This window comes from Bradyrhizobium sp. GW821-FHT13H06 (genome assembly GCF_058803975.1).
Window position 1 is genome coordinate 85724 of record NZ_JBXAPN010000003.1, and the last position, 18492, is coordinate 104215.

17 protein-coding genes are annotated in these 18492 nt (G+C 64.3%); 8 read left to right on the top strand and 9 right to left on the bottom strand.

Features of this window, described 5'->3' with window-relative positions; genetic code table 11:
* Positions 1–531 (bottom strand): methylated-DNA--[protein]-cysteine S-methyltransferase, encoded by a 531-nt coding sequence (locus AC1RQP_RS12820; protein WP_492937223.1) that lies wholly within the window; start codon positions 529–531, stop codon positions 1–3.
* A 49-nt stretch (positions 532–580) separates the two neighbouring features.
* Here AC1RQP_RS12820 and AC1RQP_RS12825 point away from each other — a divergent pair, with 49 nt between their 5' ends.
* The gene (locus AC1RQP_RS12825; protein ID WP_492937224.1) at positions 581–988 is read left to right on the top strand and encodes a DUF1304 domain-containing protein; all 408 of its coding nucleotides are present in this window, start codon (positions 581–583) and stop codon (positions 986–988) included.
* Positions 989–1134: 146 nt separating this feature from the next.
* The gene (locus tag AC1RQP_RS12830) at positions 1135–2361 is read left to right on the top strand and encodes an ABC transporter substrate-binding protein (RefSeq protein ID WP_492937225.1); all 1227 of its coding nucleotides are present in this window, start codon (positions 1135–1137) and stop codon (positions 2359–2361) included.
* Positions 2362–2490: 129 nt separating this feature from the next.
* Here the strand turns inward: AC1RQP_RS12830 and AC1RQP_RS12835 are convergent, their stop codons facing one another.
* Positions 2491–2916 (bottom strand): DUF1330 domain-containing protein, encoded by a 426-nt coding sequence (locus AC1RQP_RS12835; protein ID WP_492937226.1) that lies wholly within the window; start codon positions 2914–2916, stop codon positions 2491–2493.
* 168 nt (positions 2917–3084) lie between these two features.
* Between AC1RQP_RS12835 and AC1RQP_RS12840 the strand changes: the two genes are divergently transcribed.
* Together AC1RQP_RS12840 and AC1RQP_RS12845 are read left to right on the top strand one after the other, a co-directional pair.
* Entirely contained in the window at positions 3085–5301 is a 2217-nt protein-coding gene (locus AC1RQP_RS12840; RefSeq protein WP_492937227.1) for a transglycosylase domain-containing protein, read from the top strand.
* 265 nt (positions 5302–5566) lie between these two features.
* The gene (locus tag AC1RQP_RS12845) at positions 5567–6226 is read left to right on the top strand and encodes a hypothetical protein (RefSeq protein WP_492937228.1); all 660 of its coding nucleotides are present in this window, start codon (positions 5567–5569) and stop codon (positions 6224–6226) included.
* A gap of 157 nt (positions 6227–6383) precedes the next feature.
* Here AC1RQP_RS12845 and AC1RQP_RS12850 read toward each other — a convergent pair whose 3' ends face one another.
* The 4 genes from AC1RQP_RS12850 to AC1RQP_RS12865 all read right to left on the bottom strand — a co-directional run bounded on the left by AC1RQP_RS12850 (position 6384) and on the right by AC1RQP_RS12865 (position 10719).
* Complete coding sequence (locus AC1RQP_RS12850) at positions 6384–7223, bottom strand: M48 family metallopeptidase (RefSeq protein WP_239628250.1); 840 nt, start codon at positions 7221–7223, stop codon at positions 6384–6386.
* Positions 7224–7534: 311 nt separating this feature from the next.
* Positions 7535–8863: a polyhydroxyalkanoate depolymerase gene (locus AC1RQP_RS12855; protein ID WP_492937229.1), complete on the bottom strand. Its 1329-nt coding sequence runs from the start codon at positions 8861–8863 to the stop codon at positions 7535–7537.
* Between the two features lie 121 nt (positions 8864–8984).
* Positions 8985–9803, bottom strand: coding sequence for an ABC transporter permease (locus AC1RQP_RS12860; protein ID WP_239628254.1), 819 nt, complete (start codon positions 9801–9803; stop codon positions 8985–8987).
* 112 nt (positions 9804–9915) lie between these two features.
* Positions 9916–10719 carry an ABC transporter ATP-binding protein gene (locus tag AC1RQP_RS12865; protein WP_492937230.1) on the bottom strand — a complete coding sequence of 268 codons (804 nt, stop codon included), beginning with the start codon at positions 10717–10719 and terminating at the stop codon, positions 9916–9918.
* A gap of 107 nt (positions 10720–10826) precedes the next feature.
* On the opposite strand from AC1RQP_RS12865, the gene AC1RQP_RS12870 reads away from it, so the two are divergent.
* The 3 genes from AC1RQP_RS12870 to AC1RQP_RS12880 all read left to right on the top strand — a co-directional run bounded on the left by AC1RQP_RS12870 (position 10827) and on the right by AC1RQP_RS12880 (position 14141).
* On the top strand, positions 10827–12149 hold the full coding sequence (locus AC1RQP_RS12870) for an ActS/PrrB/RegB family redox-sensitive histidine kinase (RefSeq protein ID WP_197965395.1): 1323 nt from the start codon (positions 10827–10829) through the stop codon (positions 12147–12149).
* A gap of 102 nt (positions 12150–12251) precedes the next feature.
* The gene (locus AC1RQP_RS12875; protein ID WP_492937231.1) at positions 12252–12806 is read left to right on the top strand and encodes an ActR/PrrA/RegA family redox response regulator transcription factor; all 555 of its coding nucleotides are present in this window, start codon (positions 12252–12254) and stop codon (positions 12804–12806) included.
* Positions 12807–13151: 345 nt separating this feature from the next.
* Entirely contained in the window at positions 13152–14141 is a 990-nt protein-coding gene (locus AC1RQP_RS12880) for a c-type cytochrome (protein ID WP_492937233.1), read from the top strand.
* Positions 14142–14213: 72 nt separating this feature from the next.
* On the opposite strand, the gene AC1RQP_RS12885 is transcribed toward AC1RQP_RS12880, so the two are convergent.
* Positions 14214–14705, bottom strand: coding sequence for an MmcB family DNA repair protein (locus AC1RQP_RS12885; RefSeq protein WP_492937235.1), 492 nt, complete (start codon positions 14703–14705; stop codon positions 14214–14216).
* A 98-nt stretch (positions 14706–14803) separates the two neighbouring features.
* Positions 14804–16405: an alpha-amylase family glycosyl hydrolase gene (locus tag AC1RQP_RS12890; protein WP_492937237.1), complete on the bottom strand. Its 1602-nt coding sequence runs from the start codon at positions 16403–16405 to the stop codon at positions 14804–14806.
* A 170-nt stretch (positions 16406–16575) separates the two neighbouring features.
* On the opposite strand from AC1RQP_RS12890, the gene AC1RQP_RS12895 reads away from it, so the two are divergent.
* A complete protein-coding gene (locus tag AC1RQP_RS12895) occupies positions 16576–17256 on the top strand; it encodes an MBL fold metallo-hydrolase (protein ID WP_492937239.1) in 681 nt (226 codons plus the stop codon).
* Between the two features lie 46 nt (positions 17257–17302).
* Here AC1RQP_RS12895 and AC1RQP_RS12900 read toward each other — a convergent pair whose 3' ends face one another.
* Positions 17303–18490: an extracellular catalytic domain type 1 short-chain-length polyhydroxyalkanoate depolymerase gene (locus tag AC1RQP_RS12900; protein WP_492937241.1), complete on the bottom strand. Its 1188-nt coding sequence runs from the start codon at positions 18488–18490 to the stop codon at positions 17303–17305.
* Positions 18491–18492 lie beyond the last annotated feature (2 nt).

Sequence of the window (18492 nt, forward strand, 5' to 3'; positions counted from 1 at the left end):
CTACACCTCCACCCCCTCATGACGCAGCAGCCAGCGCTTGCGCTCCAGTCCGCCGCCGTACTTCACCAGCGAGCCATCCGCGCCGATCAGGCGGTGACAGGGCAGCACCACGCTGATCGGGTTGGAGCCGTTGGCATGGCCAACCGCACGAACGGCCTTGGGCATGCCGATCCTTGCGGCGAGCGCGCCGTAGCTCAGCGTGGTACCCGCCGGGATTTGCGCAAGCGCGCTCCAGACCTTCTGCTGGAACGGCGTGCCGGCGATGCGCCACGCGATGGCCGAGAGCTGGCCGAGCTCGCCTTCGAAATAGCCGGACAACGCCGTCCGCATATCCGCGGGCGCGGGCTGGTTGCTGAGATCCACGGCACCGTAATGCAGGCGCAACAGCCCGCGCATGCGGTGCTCGTAATCCTCCCAGTCGAGCGCGCGCAAGTCACCATCAGCATCGGTGACGAGCAGCGCGATCCCGATCGGCGTCGTCAGGCGGTCGAGGCCGAAGCGTTCAGGCGTCTTGATTGATCGAGCGGGCATCGCGGTACCAGGCAATCGAAACACACCCATCGCACTTGCCATGCCGGCCATGCTAGCGTCCACCCGAAAGCTGACGCTTTTGGGGGAGCTGACCTTGATCCTGATCGCCAATGTGCTGGTGGCGCTGGTCGCGGCACTGCACGTTTTCTTCCTGATCCTGGAGATGTTTCTCTGGGACAGGCCGCTGGGCCTCAAAGTGTTTCGGAATTCGCCGGAGAAGGCCGAGATCACGAAAGCGCTGGCCGCCAATCAGGGCCTCTATAACGGCTTCCTCGCTGCCGGCCTGCTCTGGGGCCTCGTGCACGGTAACCCCGCCTTCGCGCTCCAGATCAAGGCGTTCTTCCTGCTTTGCGTGATCGTAGCCGGCGTCTATGGCGCAGCGACCGTCAGCACGCGGATTCTGATGGTGCAGGCGCTGCCGGCGGCGGTCGCGCTGGTTGCGTTGTTCTTGGCTTAGTTTCTGGCCTGAGACGCTACGGCGCAGCGCGGCGATCCTTGCGCCGCGGCGAACCTTCCTCCACAATCTTCGGCAGCGATGGCGACCGTTGCAATCAACGGAGAAAGACCGTCGGCCGAAAATTCCGTCAGGAGGAACAACCCAAGATGAACAATCGCAGAGCCTTCATAGCTGCCACGGCGGCGATCGCCTTCGCGGTCTCCGCCAGCCAGGCCCTCGCCCAGAAGAAATACGACACCGGCGCAAGCGACACCGAGATCAAGATCGGCCAGACCGTGCCGTTCTCCGGCGCCTATTCCGTCTACGCCAATATCGGCAAGACCCAGGCCGCCTACTTCAAGATGATCAACGATCAGGGCGGCATCAACGGCCGCAAGATCAACCTGATCCAGTATGACGACGCCTATTCGCCACCGAAAACCGTCGAGCAGGTGCGCAAGCTCGTCGAGGGCGACGAAGTGCTGTTCACCTTCCAGCTGATCGGCACCGCCGCGAATGCCGCCGTGCAGAAGTACCTCAACGGCAAGAAGGTCCCGCAACTCCTCGCCTCGACCGGCGCCGCGCGCTTCAACGATCCGCAGAACTATCCCTGGACCATCGCCTACAATCCCAACTACGTGTCCGAGGGGCGGATCTACGCCAAGTACATTCTCAAGGAGCATCCCAACGCCAAGATCGGCGTGCTCTACCAGAACGACGACATGGGCCGCGACTATCTGGCGGGGCTCAAGAGCGGCCTCGGCGACAAGGCCGCCAGCATGATCGTCGGCGAGGTCTCCTACGAGGTCACCGACCCCACCGTCGATTCGCAGGTGGTCAAGCTGAAGTCGATGGGGGTTGATCTGTTCTTCGACGCCTCGACGCCGAAATTCGCGGCGCAGGCGATCAAGAAGCTTGCCGATCTCGGCTGGACCCCGGTGCACATCCTCGACATCAATGCGAGCCCGGTGTCGGCAACGCTGAAGCCGGCCGGCCTCGACATCTCCAAGGGCATCATCTCGACCAATTACGGCAAGGACCCGGGCGATCCCCAGTGGAAGGACGATCCGGGCGTGAAGGCCTTCTTCGCCTTCATGGACAAGTATTTCCCGGAGGGCGACAAGCTCAACACCATCAACACCTATGCCTATTCGGTGGCCGAGTTGCTGGTGCAAGTCTTGAAGCAATGCGGCAACGACCTGACGCGTGAGAACGTCATGAAGCAGGTCGCCAACATCAAGGGCTACACGCCGAGCCTGGCGCTGCCCGGGATCAAGATCACCACTGGGCCCAATGACTACCGCGTCAACAAGCAGATGCAGATGATGAAGTTCAACGGCGAACGCTGGGAGCTGTTCGGACCGATCATCGAGGACACGGGCCCCTCGGGTTAGAACGCATCTGCCTCTGCGACGTCATGCCCGGGCTTGTCCCCGGCATCCACGTTCTTGGGGCGTCAAGGAAGCCGTGGATGGCCGGGTCAAGCCCGGCCATGACGATCGAGAGAGCCTCCTACTTGGCGTTCAGGTCGGGACCTCCCCGAAATTCTTTCCCACCGGCAGCACGGCATGCCGGATCAGCCGCGAATCCTCCACCGCGGCCTGGCGGTGCTTCACCGCCTCGCGATAGACGGGATCGCGGATCATCTCGACGAAGGCCGCGACGCTGGGATATTCGGCGATGAAGCAATGGTCCCAACGTTCCTCCTGCGGGCCGATCAGCATCAGCTCGAACCTGCCCTGCCAGACGATGCGGCCCCCGAGACGTTCGAACACCGGGCCGCTCTCGCGGCCATAGGCCGCATAGGCCTCCGCGCCACTCGCCTTGCGGCCGTCCGGATAGGCCGCCTCTTTCCGCAGGCGCACCAGATTGAGCATGTGGATCGGGCCCGGGCGGTCGTTCTCCCGGAATTGCGCGAAGATCTCCTTGGTCGGATCGATGTGGCCCATGCGAGTTCCCTCTTTATTTATGCGGGCGATCCTAGCCCCGGCGCCAGGGAAGCGGAACCGCGGCGGGCGAATGCCCCACCTCCTAATCGCGCGTTAACGTCAGGGTAACCGGGCCTTAAACAGCGACCGCTAGCGTGCGGCGGGGCGGACTGACCGGGCGTATTGCGTATGGCGTGGGGAAAGAAAAAGGGTGCGCGGAAGGAGCCGCTGTTCGGCTTGCCCGCGGCGCTCGCCGATCTGCGCCTGACCGCTGCGGACCGCGTTCCCGGCGGCGACGACAAGCCGAAGAAATCTGCGAAGACATCCGCCAAGCGCAAGAGCGAGGATGCCGGCGACGAGCCGCCCCGCGAACGGAAGGCACCTGCCAGCCGCAGCGGCGCCAAGCGCCGCTCGAGGTCGCGCGGCGGCTTCAGCCTCGGCCGCCTCGTCTATTGGGGCGCGGTGCTGAGCCTGTGGGGCGCCATCGCCGTGATCGCCGTCGTGGTCTATGTCGGCGCCCATCTGCCTCCGATCCAGTCGCTGGAGATTCCCAAGCGGCCGCCGACGATCCAGATCGTCGGCATCGACGGCAGCATGCTGGCGCAGCGCGGCGAGATGGCCGGCGCCAATATCGCGCTGAAGGACTTGCCGCCCTATCTGCCCAAGGCGTTCATCGCCATCGAGGACCGCCGCTTCTATTCGCATTTCGGCATCGATCCCGTCGGCATCCTGCGGGCCCTCGTCACCAACGTGCTCCATCGCGGCGTGTCGCAGGGCGGTTCGACGCTGACGCAGCAGCTCGCGAAAAACCTGTTCCTGACCCAGGAGCGCACCATACAGCGCAAGCTGCAGGAGGCAGAGCTCGCGATCTGGCTGGAGCGCAAGCACTCCAAGGACGAGATCCTGGAGCTCTATCTCAATCGCGTCTATTTCGGCTCCGGCGCCTACGGCGTCGAAGCCGCCGCGCAGAGATATTTCGGCAAGTCGGCGAAGAACGTCACGATCGCCGAAGCCGCGATGCTGGCCGGCCTCGTCAAGTCGCCGTCCCGCCTTGCGCCGAACCGCAATCCGGAAGGCGCCGAGGCGCGCGCGCAGATCGTGCTCGCGGCGATGGCGGACGCGAAATTCATCACCGACGCGCAGGCCAAGGCCTCAATCGGCCATCCCTCCTACAACGTGAAGCCGGCCGGCGCCGGCACGGTCAATTACGTCGCGGACTGGATCGGCGAGGTGCTGGACGACCTGGTCGGCCAGATCGACGAGAGCATCAAGGTCGAGACCACGATCGATCCGAAACTGCAGAGCGTGGCGGAAGCCGCGATCATCGACGAGCTCGCGGCCAAGAGCGTCAAGTTCAATGTCAGCCAGGGCGCGCTGGTGGCGATGACGCCAGACGGCGCGGTGCGCGCCATGGTCGGCGGGCGGAACTATTCCGACAGCCAGTACAACCGGGCGGTGACCGCCAAGCGCCAGCCGGGCTCCTCGTTCAAGCCGTTCGTGTACCTCACCGCGCTCGAGCAGGGGCTGACGCCCGACACGATGCGCCAGGACGCGCCGATCGAGGTCAAGGGCTGGAGACCCGAGAACTACACCCACGAATATTTCGGCGCGGTGACGCTGACGCAGGCGCTGGCGATGTCGCTCAACACGGTCGCGATCCGCCTCGGCCTCGAGGTCGGGCCGAAGAACGTGGTGCGCACCGCGCACCGGCTCGGCATCTCCTCCAAGCTCGAACCCAATGCCTCGATCGCGCTCGGCACCTCCGAGGTCTCCGTGGTCGAGCTGGTCGGCGCCTATGCGCCCTTCGCCAACGGCGGCCTCGCGGTGGCGCCGCATGTCGTGACGCGGATCAGGACGCTCAGCGGCAAGCTGCTCTACATGCGCCAGCCGGAGGAGCGCAACCAGGTCATCGAGCCCCGCTATGTCGGCATGATGAACGCGATGATGCGGGAGACGCTGATATCAGGCACCGCCAAGAAGGCCGAGATTCCCGGATGGCCGGCCGCCGGCAAGACCGGCACCAGCCAGGATTATCGCGACGCCTGGTTCATCGGCTACACCGCCAACCTCGTCACCGGCGTCTGGCTCGGCAATGACGACAACTCGCCGACCAAGAAGGCGACCGGTGGCGGCCTGCCGGTGGAAGTCTGGACGCGCTTCATGCGCGCGGCGCACGAGGGCGTGCCGGTGGCGAACTTGCCGAACTCGCAAGCCACCTGGGGCCTGTCGAACCTCGCGCAGGCGGCCTCGCAGGTGTCGCCGCCGACAGCGGCAGCACCCGGACCCGCACCGGCGAACGCCGGCGGCTATCGCCCGCCGCCTCCCACGCGCGCCAATGTGCGGCCGGAAGCGGCGGCAGGACTCGATGGCTGGCTGATGGAGCGGCTGTTTGGCGGGAATCGATAGGTTCTGCCCGAGGTTTCGATGACCTCGAAACAAGAACTGCGAAAACAACCCCATGCACAGTAGCCGAGGATAATGAAATCAACGGCTTGCGCAGGCAGCGCAGAGCCTGAAGCGCGCGCTTCATCACTTCGGCAATTCCTGCCCAGCGCGGCAAGATCGACCGCGACCCACGCATGGCTGATGGGAAAAACACCAATCTCTTCAAGCACCCGTCTTCGGCCCGGGATTTGCTCTCATAGGTCGAGCAGGGACCTGGGAGCGTTCGATGATTTCAAATGTATCCGGTGCGGCGTTGCCTCATCTGCGGCCCGCATCAACTCCCGCGTCGAATGCGGCATCGGGTCTCCAACCGGTGGTACCGGACGCGACTGACGCTGCGACCAGCAGCTTCCGGATTGACGTCTCGCAAGTCAAGCCGCTGTCAGGTGCGAAGGTGATATCGGCGGCGGACAATCCCCACCTGCGCGACCTCCTGGCAACGAACTGGCTGAGGACTCACGACGCGAGGGTGACGCAACCGGTCGCCGCAGACAACGCACCGGAGAACACCTACGCTCAGGTCAAGGTTGACGGCAAGGTGGTGGCCACGTTGTACAATGGCGGGTCCTCGGTGATGACCAACCAGGCCGCGGCGAAGGTCGGCAAGCTCGAGGATCCTCCCGGCTTGAGCGGGCCGGACCTGGCGCAATGGCGGGCCGACAGATACGCCGAGCTGCTTGGCGGCACCGTCGAGAAGGCCTCCACGGCCATCACGCAATCGCAATGGACGCCGCGCGAGAGCAGGCCCACGACATATAGTCGCGAGCAACTCGACGCGGCGTTCCAGGCGATGGTGGCGGAGGGTCAGACGGCTGGCGCGCAGCAGCAATCAGCCTATCTGGCCTCACGCGCGCAGACGGGAACGAGTGCGGATTTCAGTGCATGAGGGTGGTTTGAAGCCGCGCCGCTCTCTGCTGTCACTTACCGCGAAAGCGAGACATCTAGTACAGCACGCCCCGACTCAACAACAACGGTCTCTTTAAATACTGGGTCGTCCGGTCAAGCCGGACGACGACAGCGAGTGTTCAGCGGGTAGTGAGAGCCTACTCCTCGACCCCGTAGCGATGCAGATCGTTGCCGTAGGTGTCGAGCCACTTCTTGGCGCGCTCCATCGACGGGCAGACCTTGCCGCACACGCGCCAGAACCGCGCCGAGTGGTTCATCTCGACGAGATGAGCGACTTCGTGGGCGGCGAGATAGTCGAGCACGAACGGCGGTGCGAGGATCAGGCGCCAGGAGAACGACAGCGAGCCGGCCGAGGTGCAGGAGCCCCAGCGGCTGGACTGATCGCGGATCGAGAGCCGCTTGACCCTGACACCGAGTTCGGCCGCATAGGCTTCCGCCGAGCGCTGAAGATCGCGGCGCGCCTCGCGCTTGAGGAAGTCGCCGACGCGGCGGTCGACATGTTCGAGCCCACCGGCGACGCAGAGGATGCGTTCACCGCTATCGCGCATCTCGGTCCACACCGTGCCGCGCGTGCCGGCGCGATGAACGATGCGATGCGGCGTGCCGCGGAGCGGTATCACCGTGCCAGGCTGGAACGGCGCGGCCTTCGGCAAGCGACCGAGACGCGCGGCGATCCACGCACCGTGACGCTGCGCGAAGTCCTTCGCTTCGGCGAGCGTGCCCCGCGGCGGCATGGTGAGGATGGCTTCGCGGTCGCTCGGATGAATTCTGAGCGTGTAGCGGCGCGCACGGCGATGCCGACGCAATCGGATGGCAAAAAATTGCGATCCGTGGGTGATGACGAGGGTCTTCGGTTCGTGGGGCCGACGATAAAGGAGTGCGCGAGTGGCCATGTCTGTCAGTCCGGGGAGCAGGAGTTCGCCCGGATTCTGCCATAACCGCCGCCAGGGAAAGCGCTCGGCGCAAAAACAAATCATTTGCCCAATATACAGCGGTCAGGCGCCCGGGAGACCCTATAGACTGGGGTTGGAACCCGTTTTTTTCGCCCCCGCTGGATGCATGCGACACCCCCAAGGGGTGAGGAGAGACTCACTCCTATAAAGCTACCTAAATACCGCGAATCCGGTAGGAACTTGCCCCCGTCGGAGGCCCCGACAGGCGCCGGAATTTCGACGGGAAAGCCGAAATTCGCGGCTGGAGCCCTTCCGATGAAAATCGGAACGGCTCCAGATCCTATTCTGACGCGTTTTCTTTACGCGAACCGGCCACCACGTCGCTCGAAAACGCTCTATTCAGCCGCGAGAGCCTGCAACGAGCTCGGATTCGCGGCCGAGACCATGAAGTCGTGAATCCGCGGCACGATCTCCGACTTGAAACGCGATCCGTTGAACACGCCGTAATGTCCGACGCCCTTCTGGACGTAGTGAACGCGACGATGATCGGGGATCGAGCTGCACAAACCGTGTGTTGCTTCGGTCTGACCGAGGCCGGAGATGTCGTCGTTCTCGCCTTCGACCGTCATCAACGCGACGCGCTTGACCTTGGACGGTTCGACGCGGGTTCCACGATGAGTCATCTCGCCCTTCGGCAGCGAGTGCTTCACGAACACGGTGTCGACGGTCTGCAGGTAATACTCGGCCGAGAGATCCATCACCGCGAGATATTCGTCATAGAAGTCGCGATGCTTGTCGACGAGATCGCCGTCGCCCTTCACCAGATTGGCAAACAGCTGCTTGTGCGCATCCATGTGCCGATCGAGATTCATGCTGATGAAGCCGTTCAGCTGCAGGAATCCGGGATAGACGTCGCGCATCATGCCCGGATGCGGGAACGGCACCTTGGTGATGACGTGGTTGCGGAACCAGTCGATACCGCGCTCCTGGGCGAGGTTATTCACCGCGGTCGGATTGCGGCGGGTGTCGATCGGGCCGCCCATCAGCGTCATCGAGGTCGGCACGAACGGATCGCGCCGCGCTTCCATGATCGAGACGGCTGCGACCACGGGCACGGAGGGCTGGCACACCGCCATGACATGGGTGTTGCTGCCGAGGACGTGCAGCATCTCGATGACATAGTCGATGTAGTCGTCGAGATCGAAACGGCCTTCGCTCAAGGGGACCATGCGGGCATCGGCCCAATCGGTGATGTAGACCTCATGCGCCGGCAGGAAAGCCTCGACCGTGCCGCGCAGCAGCGTCGCATAATGGCCGGACATCGGCGCCACGATCAGCACGCGCGGCTGCGGACTGCGCAGCGGGCGGGCGAACTTGCGATCGAAATAGAGCAGATTGCAGAACGGCTTTTCCCAGACCGAGCGGACCTCGACGGGAACGCGGATGCCGTTGACCTCGGTGTCGTTGAGACCCCATTCCGGCTTGCCGTAGCGGCGCGTGGTGCGCTCAAACAATTCGCAGGCCGCGGCGACCGACTTGCCGACCTCGGTGCGCGCCCAGGGGTTGAGGGGATTCTGAAACAGCAGCTTGGTCGCGTCGGTGACCGCACGTGCCGGATTGAGAGAGGCATGAGCCATCTCGTACATCCAGTACATCGGCGTCGTCAGGACCGGACTGCCTTCTGCCGCCAGCGGCGGCGCGCCGCCAAACTCACCAATGGGCATTGCTATATTCCTCTTCGCATCGCAGCATACTGCCGAATGCGTAATATTGCGTCAATGCATGGTTCCGTACATCTACGTAGCCGAAGCGGCCAAATCACCATGAATCCACGGGAAAGTGACCCTATTCGCCACCTGACAGCAGTGAGCCATGCTCCCGGGCGCTGCGCAAAAGGGCAAGGAATGCCCAAAAAGATGCAGCCAGAAGCAGGGCGTTGATGGCCAATGCCTGCAGCATCAGATCGGTCCTGAAGGTGTGCTCGATCAGGAGCGCGCGCATGCCCTCGAAGGCGTAGGTCGGCGGCAATGCCCAGGCGACGTATTGCAGCCAGACCGGCAACACGCTGACGGGATAGTAGACGCAGGCGAGCGGCAGGATCGCGAACATCAGGGTCCAGACGATGCTTTCGGCGCCAAGGCCGTTTCGCAGCACCAGACCCGAGACGAAGATGCCGACCGACCAGCTCGTGAAGATCAGATTGCAGAAGAAGGCGATCAGCGGCAGGCCGAGGGCATAGACGTTGAAGTGAAACAGAAACAGCGCGAGCAGCGTCATCGGGATGACGCCGATCGCGAGCCGGATCAGGCTCATGACCATCAGCGACAGCAGAAACTCGATCGGCTTGAGCGGGCTCATCATGAGGTTGCCGAGGTTGCGCGCCCACATCTCTTCCAGGAACGAGATGGAGAAGCCGAGCTGTCCGCGGAACAGGATGTCCCAGAGGATGACGGCGCCGATCAGCGTGCCCCCTGCGCGCGCGAAGAAACTGGCGTTCTCGGCGATGTAAAGCTGGAGGAAGCCCCAGGTGATGACCTGCAGCGCCGGCCAGTACAGCAGCTCGAGCAGCCGCGGCCAGGACGACAGCAAGAGATACCAGTAGCGCAGGATCATCGCGCCGATGCGATGAACGGAGATGCCGCGATGGAGGGAGAGCTCGGTCATCGCGCCCTCGTGTAGCCTGGATAAGCGAAGCGACACCCGGGACTTTGCTTGCGGCGGTCCCGGGTATCGCTCCGCTCACCCGGGCTACGACAGTCACACAAGGCCGCGTCTCTCATCTTGCAGCCTCCTTCGCGCCATTCGCCCGGCCGCGCGCGACGTCCAGAAACACCTCTTCCAGGGTGGTGCGGTTGTAGCGGGCCATGATCGCTGCCGGCGCGTCGTCGTCCTCGATGCGGCCGCGCTTCATGATGATGACGCGGTCGCAGAGCCGTTCGACCTCGAGCATGTTGTGCGAGGCCAGGAGAATGGTGGCGCTGTTGTCCCGGCGGTAGCGTTCCAGATGCGCGCGCACCCAGTCGGCGGTATCCGGGTCGAGCGAGGCGGTCGGCTCGTCGAGGAGCAGCAGCTCGGGCTGGTTGATCAGCGCCTTCGCCAGCGCCACGCGGGTCTTCTGACCGGCCGATAGCTTGCCGTTGGCGCGGTCGATGAATTCGGTGAGGTCGAGATCCTCGGCGAGCTTCGCGATGCGGTCCGAGAGATTCTTCACCGCATAGAGCTTGCCGAACACGGTGAGGTTCTGCCGCACCGTGAGCCGCATCGGCATGTCGACATAGGGGCTCTCGAAATTCATCCGGCCCAGCACGGCCGCGCTCTCCTCGGGCATGCGATGCCCCAGCACCTGCACGCGGCCGGAGGTCGGCAGCACCAGGCCCATGATCATCGCGATGGTCGTGGTCTTGCCGGCGCCGTTGCCGCCCAGAAGGCCGGTGATGCTGCCGCGCGGAAGCGTGAAGGAGATATCGTCGACGGCGCGGGTCTGCTTGTAGACCTTGACGAGGTGCTCGACCGCGATTGCCGCGGACGAGCTGCGATCCGCGACAGTCGGCCGACTTGAAGCCTTGTCATTCTCCGTCATGCTGGCCGTTCTTCTGCTATTGCAGCGAAGAGCGCAAGGCTTGTAATGCCTGCGTGGTTCCGCGAGCCCAGCGTTGTGATCGAGAAAGCACCGCCACATTGTCCGATATGACCGAAATTGCCGCTTCCGACTTCCGCCACGCGCAGCGGCACATCCGGCTGGACACGATCCTGCGGCTGCGCTGGCTTGCCGTGCTGGGCCAGCTCGCCGCGATCTTCATCGTGGCACAGGGGCTGGAGTTCAACGTCGAGATCATCCCCTGTGTCAGCATCATCGCTTTGTCGGCCGCACTCAATCTGGCGCTCCAGACCGCGGCCAATCCGATGCAGCGGCTGGAGCCGATGCAGGCGGCCGGGCTGCTCGCGCTGAACATCGTGGAGCTGGCCGGCCTGTTGTTCTTCACCGGCGGCCTGCAGAACCCGTTCTCGTTCCTGTTCCTCGCGCCCGTGCTGATCTCGGCCACCGCGCTGCCGGCCCGTTTCACCTTCGGCCTCGGCCTGCTCGCGGTTGCCTGCGCTTCGCTCCTGTTCTTCTTCCATTTTCCGCTGCCGTGGGATTCCGACGATCCGCTGGTGCTGCCGCCGGTCTATCTCGTCGGCGTCTGGCTCTCGATCGCGCTCGCGATCGGCGTCACCAGCCTCTACTCGTTCCAGGTCACCGAGGAGGCGCGCAAGCTTGCGGACGCACTGGCCGCGACCGAGCTGGTGCTGACGCGCGAGCAGCATCTGACCCAGCTCGACGGACTCGCCGCCGCCGCCGCGCACGAGCTCGGCACGCCGCTCGCGACGATTTTCCTGATCTCGCGCGAACTGGAAAAGACGGTGAAGGACCCAAGCTTTGCCGCCGACCTGAAGACCTTGCGCGAGCAGACCCAGCGCTGCCGCGACATCCTGAGCAAGATCACCCAGCTCTCCTCCACCGGCGCGCCGTTCGACCGCATGAAGATGTCGGAGCTGATCGAGGAGGTGGTGGCGCCGCACCGCGATTTCGGCGTCGAGATCAAGGTGCGGATCGCGGTGGCCGCGGCGGCCGAGCCGGTCGGCTCGCGCAATCCGGCGATCCTTTACGGCATCGGTAACATCGTCGAGAACGCGGTCGATTTCGCCCGCACCACCGTCGAGGTGAACGCATGGTGGAACAAGGACACTATCGAACTCGTGATCTCCGACGACGGACCGGGCATTCCGCCCGACATCCTCAACCGGATCGGCGAGCCCTATCTGTCGCGGCGCCGTACCCAGGACGATGGCGGCGGCGGACGACGCGGCCTCGGCCTCGGCGTGTTCATCGCGCGTACCTTGCTGGAACGCACCGGCGCCAAGGTCTCGTTTACCAATCGGACCTTTCCGGAACACGGCGCGGTGGTCCAGATCACATGGCCCAGGCAGCGTTTTGAGGCTATCGAGACGCACGAAGAAACAATAGGATAGCCGCGACCTTGCGTCGCACAACAGGGCCGATCGACGATCGGCGGCCTTGGCACCGCGTGATTGCGAGGCCATATGTCGGTGCGCTGGAGAGAGGACAAAACCTTGAACGCCATTGCCGAACTGAACGAACAGAGCGACCGCTCGCTTCTCATCGTGGAAGACGACAAGCCGTTTCTGGAGCGGCTGTCGCGCGCCATGGAGACGCGGGGCTTCTCGGTGACATCGTGCGACACCGTCTCGGACGGACTTGCGCAGATCGGCAAGTCGGCACCGGCATTCGCCGTGGTGGATCTGCGGCTCGGCGACGGCAACGGCCTCGACGTGGTCTCGGCGCTGAAGAAGAAGCGCCCCGATGCACGCGCGATCGTGCTGACCGGCTATGGCAACATCGCAACCGCCGTCACCGCGGTGAAGATGGGCGCGATCGATTATCTCTCCAAGCCCGCGGATGCCGACGACGTCGTCGCGGCACTGCTGTCGACCAGCGCGGAGAAATCCGAGCTGCCGATCAACCCGATGTCGGCCGACCGCGTGCGCTGGGAGCACATCCAGCGCATCTACGAGATGTGCAACCGCAACGTCTCGGAAACGGCGCGCCGACTCAACATGCACCGCCGCACGCTGCAGCGCATTCTGGCCAAGCGCGCGCCGCGGTAGTCTCTCGGCGTTCACTCATGAGCACGCAGATCTTCGGCCTTTGAGGCGGAGATGCTTGGCGTGGTCGAAGCGTTGACGTTGACCCGGGATCGCCGTTTCCGCGGAGGGAACGGCGACAGCGAAAGCCGGGTCAGCTGCGGATTTCACAACTCGACGGGCGCGCTCCCATAGCTCAACATGCCCAAGGTCGGTCGGCCCTGAACGTGCCCTGGCCTGACGTCCCGGCGTCGTGTCGGTAAGCCCAAGTGTTGTCCTCGCGAGTTCGTTGAACCCGACGTTAACCTCAGACGGCGCATCATCGAGCCCACCTGGCGCGACCAGTATCCACCTGATGTCGAGAGATCGATGGTTTACCCTACGCCGCTTCTTGCATTGCTTGGCCTCTGGACGATGCGCGCGGTGGCCGTCGGTGTCATCGCCGTCGCCGCGCCGGCCGCGGTGCGAGCTCAGCAGATATCCTCTCCGGTCTGGACGGTGCCGGAAGTCGGCGCGCTGCCTGATGACGCTCATGGCCGGCTCGTGCGGCGCGGGCGCGACCTCGTCACTGCGACCTACGCCCATATCGGGCCGGAGGTGCGGGATTCAGCCAAGCGTTATGCCGGCAACAATCTCGCCTGCAGCAACTGCCATCTCGAAGCCGGCACGAAGAAGTTCGGCTTGCCGATCTTCGGATTGGTCGAGCTCTTCCCGCAATACAGCGCCCGGCTCGGCGCCGAGATCACGATCGAGGACCGTGTGAACTCGTGCATGACGCGCAGCATGAATGGCCGCGCGCTGCCACTCGAGAGTCCGGAAATGCAAGCCCTCGTGGCTTACATCAGGTTTCTGTCGTCCGGCGTGCCGGCCGGCAAGGCATTGTCAGGACTCGGCACCGGATCGATGCCTGAGCTCGATCGGGCAGCTGACCCGGTTCGCGGCAAGGCGATCTACGCGAAGGCCTGTCTTTCCTGTCACAATGAGGACGGCTCCGGAATACGCCGCAGCGTTCCGAGCGTCGATCTCGGCTACATGGTGCCGCCGCTCTGGGGCCCGGATAGTTTCAATGATGGCGCCGGCATGGCGCGGTTGATTACCGCGGCGAACTTCGTGCACTTCAACATGCCGCACGGGACGGACTACCTGAATCCGCAGCTCACGGTCGAGCAGGCATGGGACGTGGCGGCCTATATGATCTCTCAACCGCGTCCGAAAAAGGCCGGTCTCGACAAGGACTATCCAGACCTTTCGACCAAGCCGGTCGATGCGCCTTACGGACCGTACGCCGATGGCTTCGATCAGCAGCAGCACATGTACGGACCTTTCGGTCCGATCCGGGCGGCGCACGCCAAAAAGTAGTCGGGACGGAAGGAAAACCGGCGACCTCGCATCACGAGGAGACCGGATCACGTCGCGCTTCGCCCGGGCCGCCTATTCCCAGAAATCCGCGTGACCCTGCGGGTCGACCAGCCGGTTGATCCGCAAGGCTGCCGCCATTGCAAAGCGCACCGTCATCTGCTTGCGCGTCGGTGCCGGCAATTTGTGCTCGGGCGCCTCGCAATGCATGTGCGCGCCATAGGCGTCGGCGATGATCAGGCCGGTGTCATCGGGGAAGATCTCGCACGGCAGATCCTGCGTGAAGGCGAAGAACAGCCGGTCGCAATGGCCGCGGTATTCGTGCCATTTCTGGTCGGCGCGCAGATCCTCCACCGACGATTTGATCTCGACGATCCAGATCTCGCCGCGCTCATTGAGCGCCACCAGATCGGCACGGCGGCCCGAGGGCAGCGGCAATTCGCTGATGCAGGAGAAGCCGAGCGAGCGTAACAGCCGCGCCGTGCCGCGCGCGATGGCGAGCGCGGTCTCCGACTGGCGACGGTCCGGCGGCGGCACGAGGGCGATGTTGCGGGCGGTGTTGTCCATGGCCCGAGCTTAGCCGATTCCGGTCGTGTGCACACGGCCCGTTGAGGTCAGTCGTGGCCGCATTTTCCACTGCCCTGCCGCGTTTGCGGGGACGACAGTCAGGCCGGCGGCGCCACCACCACGCCCTCATTGCCGCGCAAATCCAGCACGCCTTCCAGCCGCTCGCCCTCGCGATCGAGGAACGTCGACAGCAATATCTCGCTGCCGAACCGGATGGCGCTGGTGGTCACGGCGACCGGCTCGGGGCCGAGATTGAGCGCCACGATCACCGCCCTGCCACCGGCGTCGCGGCGGTAGATCAGGAGATCGCCCTGCGCCGAGATCGGGTGGTAGTCACCGGCGACCAACGGGAGACAGCTCTTCCGCAGGGCGATCAGGCCCTTGTAGAGATTGAGGATCGAGCGCGGATCGGCTTCGAGATTGGCGACATTCTCGCGGATATGATCCTCCGGCAGCGGAAGCCACGGCCTCGCCTCCGAGAAGCCGGCGAAGTTCGAGGAATCCCACTGCATCGGCGTGCGGCAGCCGTCGCGGCCGACGCCGATGCCGGGCACGTTCTTCTCGAACGGATCGCGCACGTCCTCCGGCGCGATCGCGAGCTGGTGCATGCCGATCTCGTCGCCGTAATATAGCGTCGGCGTGCCGCGCAGCGTCAGCAGCAGCATGGCCGCGACGCGGGCCTGCTCGGGACCGACGCGGCTCGCCACGCGCGGCCGATCATGATTGCCGAGCACCCAGTTCGGCCAGGCGCCCTTCGGCAGCGCCTTCTCGTAATCCTCGACGATCTTCTCGATCGAGCGCGCGCTCCAGAAGGTCGAGAGCAGGGCGAAATTGAACGGCATCTGCGCGCCGGTGAGATCGTTGCCGTAATAGGCCATGAGACGATGCAGCGGCAGGTAGATCTCGCCGATCAGGACGCGGGCGCCGTAGGAATCGGTGACGCGCCGCATCTCGGCGATGACATCGTGCACCTCCGGCTGATCGGTCGAGTACTGCGTCAGGATCTTCTCGTTCGGCGGCCGGCCCTCGACATAATGCGGGTTGGGCGGGTTGTCGCGGAATTCGGCGTCCTTGATCAGGTGCCAGATCACGTCGACACGAAAGCCATCGACACCCTTGTCGAGCCAGAACCGCATCACATCATAGATGGCGGCCCGGACATCCGGATTGCGCCAGTTCAGGTCCGGCTGCCGGGCGAGGAAGGCGTGGTAGTAATATTGACCCGTGGTCTCGTCGAATTGCCACGCGCTGCCGCCGAACTCGGACAGCCAGTTGTTGGGCGCGCCGCCATCGGGGGCCGGATCGCGCCAGATGTACCAGTCGCGCTTGGGATTGTCGCGCGACGACCGGCTCTCGATGAACCAGGGATGCTGGTCCGAGGTGTGGTTCGGCACGAGATCGAGGATCAGCTTCAGGCCATTGTCATGGGCGGCCGCGAGCAACGCGTCGAATTCGGCCATCGTGCCGAACAGCGGCTCGATGCCGACATAATCCGAGATGTCGTAGCCGAAATCCGCCATCGGCGAGGGAAAGATCGGCGACAGCCAGATCGCGTCGACGCCGAGCGATTTCACGTAAGGCAGCCGCCTGAGGATGCCGGCGAGATCGCCGACGCCGTCGCCATCGGAGTCCTGAAACGAGCGCGGATAGATCTGATAGAAGATGCCGTCGCGCCACCAATTCTCGTTGTCTCGAGCCATGCCGAAGACCACCCAAATCTGCGCCTCGCGCGGGAGAACGCGACAGCATCGCCCCGGTTCAAATTGGCAGACCAATTGGGACGGCCGTGTGACGAGGGCCGCTCCTGTTCCCGAAGCTCTCGCCCGAATCTTTTGCTTGGCGGACTGACAAAAATCGGCATTGTGGCGCCATGACCGAGCAAACCGACACCCAGAACTCCTCGCCACCCAAGGCGGGCGCGATCATCGTTCCCGTGACGCTGTTCGAGCAGAACTGCACCATCATCTGGGACGAGCCCGCCAAGAAAGCGGTGGTGATCGATCCCGGCGGGGACGTGCCGAAGATTCTGGACGCGATCAAGCAGACCGGCGTCACCGTGGAGAAGATCTGGCTGACCCACGGCCATATCGACCATGTCGGCGGCGCGGCCGATTTGCGTGATGCGCTGAAGGTGCCGATCGAGGGCCCGCATGAAGCGGACAAATTCCTGCTCGACAACGTGGTCGAAAGCGGCGCGCGCTTCGGCATGACCGGCGTACGCAACTTCGCGCCCGACCGCTGGCTCAACGAGGGCGACACCGTGTCGATCGGCGATCTCAAGTTCGACATCCTGCACTGCCCGGGCCATTCGCCCGGCAGCGTGGTGTTCTTCAACAAGGCGTTACGTTTTGCCCATGTCGGCGACGTCCTGTTCGCGGGCTCGGTCGGCCGCACCGATCTGCCCGGCGGCAGTCACGCCACGCTGATCAGTTCGATCAAGACAAAGCTGCTGCCGCTCGGCGATGATGTCGGCTTCATCTGCGGCCATGGCGCCGGCTCGAGCATCGGCCAGGAGCGCATGACCAATCCATTCATCACCGGCGAGATGTAGCTGGTTTATTCTGCGGCCTTCCGGCCAGCGCATTCTGCGAGCCCGGCTACTTCATCAACCCCGCGGCCGTGAGCGCGCGCGTGATGATCTGGCCGAGATCTAAGCCGCGAGCCTTCTCGGGCTGCGGCTCGGCCTGCTCTTCGGCAATTGCTGCACGGATCGAGCGCGCGAGATGCGGCGCGGGCGAGAGCGCCGGCTTCGTTGCAGGCTTCATGGCAGGCTTGGCTTCCGCCTTCCTCGTCGCGGCGTCCGGAATCCAGCCGGTGAGGCCGAAGAACTTTGCGATGTGGTAGGACGAGGAAATGCCGGCCTCGATCAGGAATGCGCCTTCGATGCCGTAGCGCTGATCGTTGTCGGCCAGCCCGAGCGGCGTGCCATGCGCCATGTCGGTGATGGCGTAGGATTCGACCAGCGTCTCGCCGTCCTTGTTCCACCAGGCCTGGCGCGGATGGCCGTCGACGACCGTCTCCGCCATCGGCGCGTCAGGAAGGTCGTGCAGGTCGAGCCATTGCTTGACGATCTCGTTGGCATTGCCGGGATTGACGGTGCGGTCGGCGCTGCCGTGCCACACCGAGACCTTCGGCCAGGGCCCGCGATGATCCGAGGCGCTGCGCACGAGATCGCCGAGCTCGCGCGCGGGACGCGCCGGAGAATGAAACATGCCCTCGAGCGCCTCTCGCAGATTCGAGGCGATGCCATAGGGCAGTCCGGCAATGACCGCGCCGGCCGCGAAGACTTCCGGATAGGTCGCGAGCATCACCGACGTCATGCCGCCGCCGGCCGACAGGCCGGTGATGAAGATGCGCCTGGAATCGATGCGGTGCGTGTCGACCATGTGCGCGATCATCTCGCGGATCGAATGCGCCTCGCCGCTGCCGCGCACGGTGTCTTCCGGACTGAACCAGTTGAAACAGGTGTTGCCGTTGTTGACGCGCTGCTGCTCGGGCATCAACAGCGCGAAGCCATAGTGCCGTGCCAGTGTCGACCAACCCGCGCCGAGATCGTAAGCGGCTGCCGTCTGGCCGCAGCCATGCAGCACGACGACAAGCGCGCGCGGTTTCTGCAATTGCGCCGGCACGAACGCGAACATGCGCAAGGCTCCGGGATTGTCGCCGAAACCAAGGACCTCCTCCAAGGGGCTGGATGAATCAGCGCTGCGGCCGAGCTCGGCAAAGCGCAGTCCGTCCAGCCTCGGCAGACGTCTCAACAGATCGATATTTTTGGCTAGCGACACGG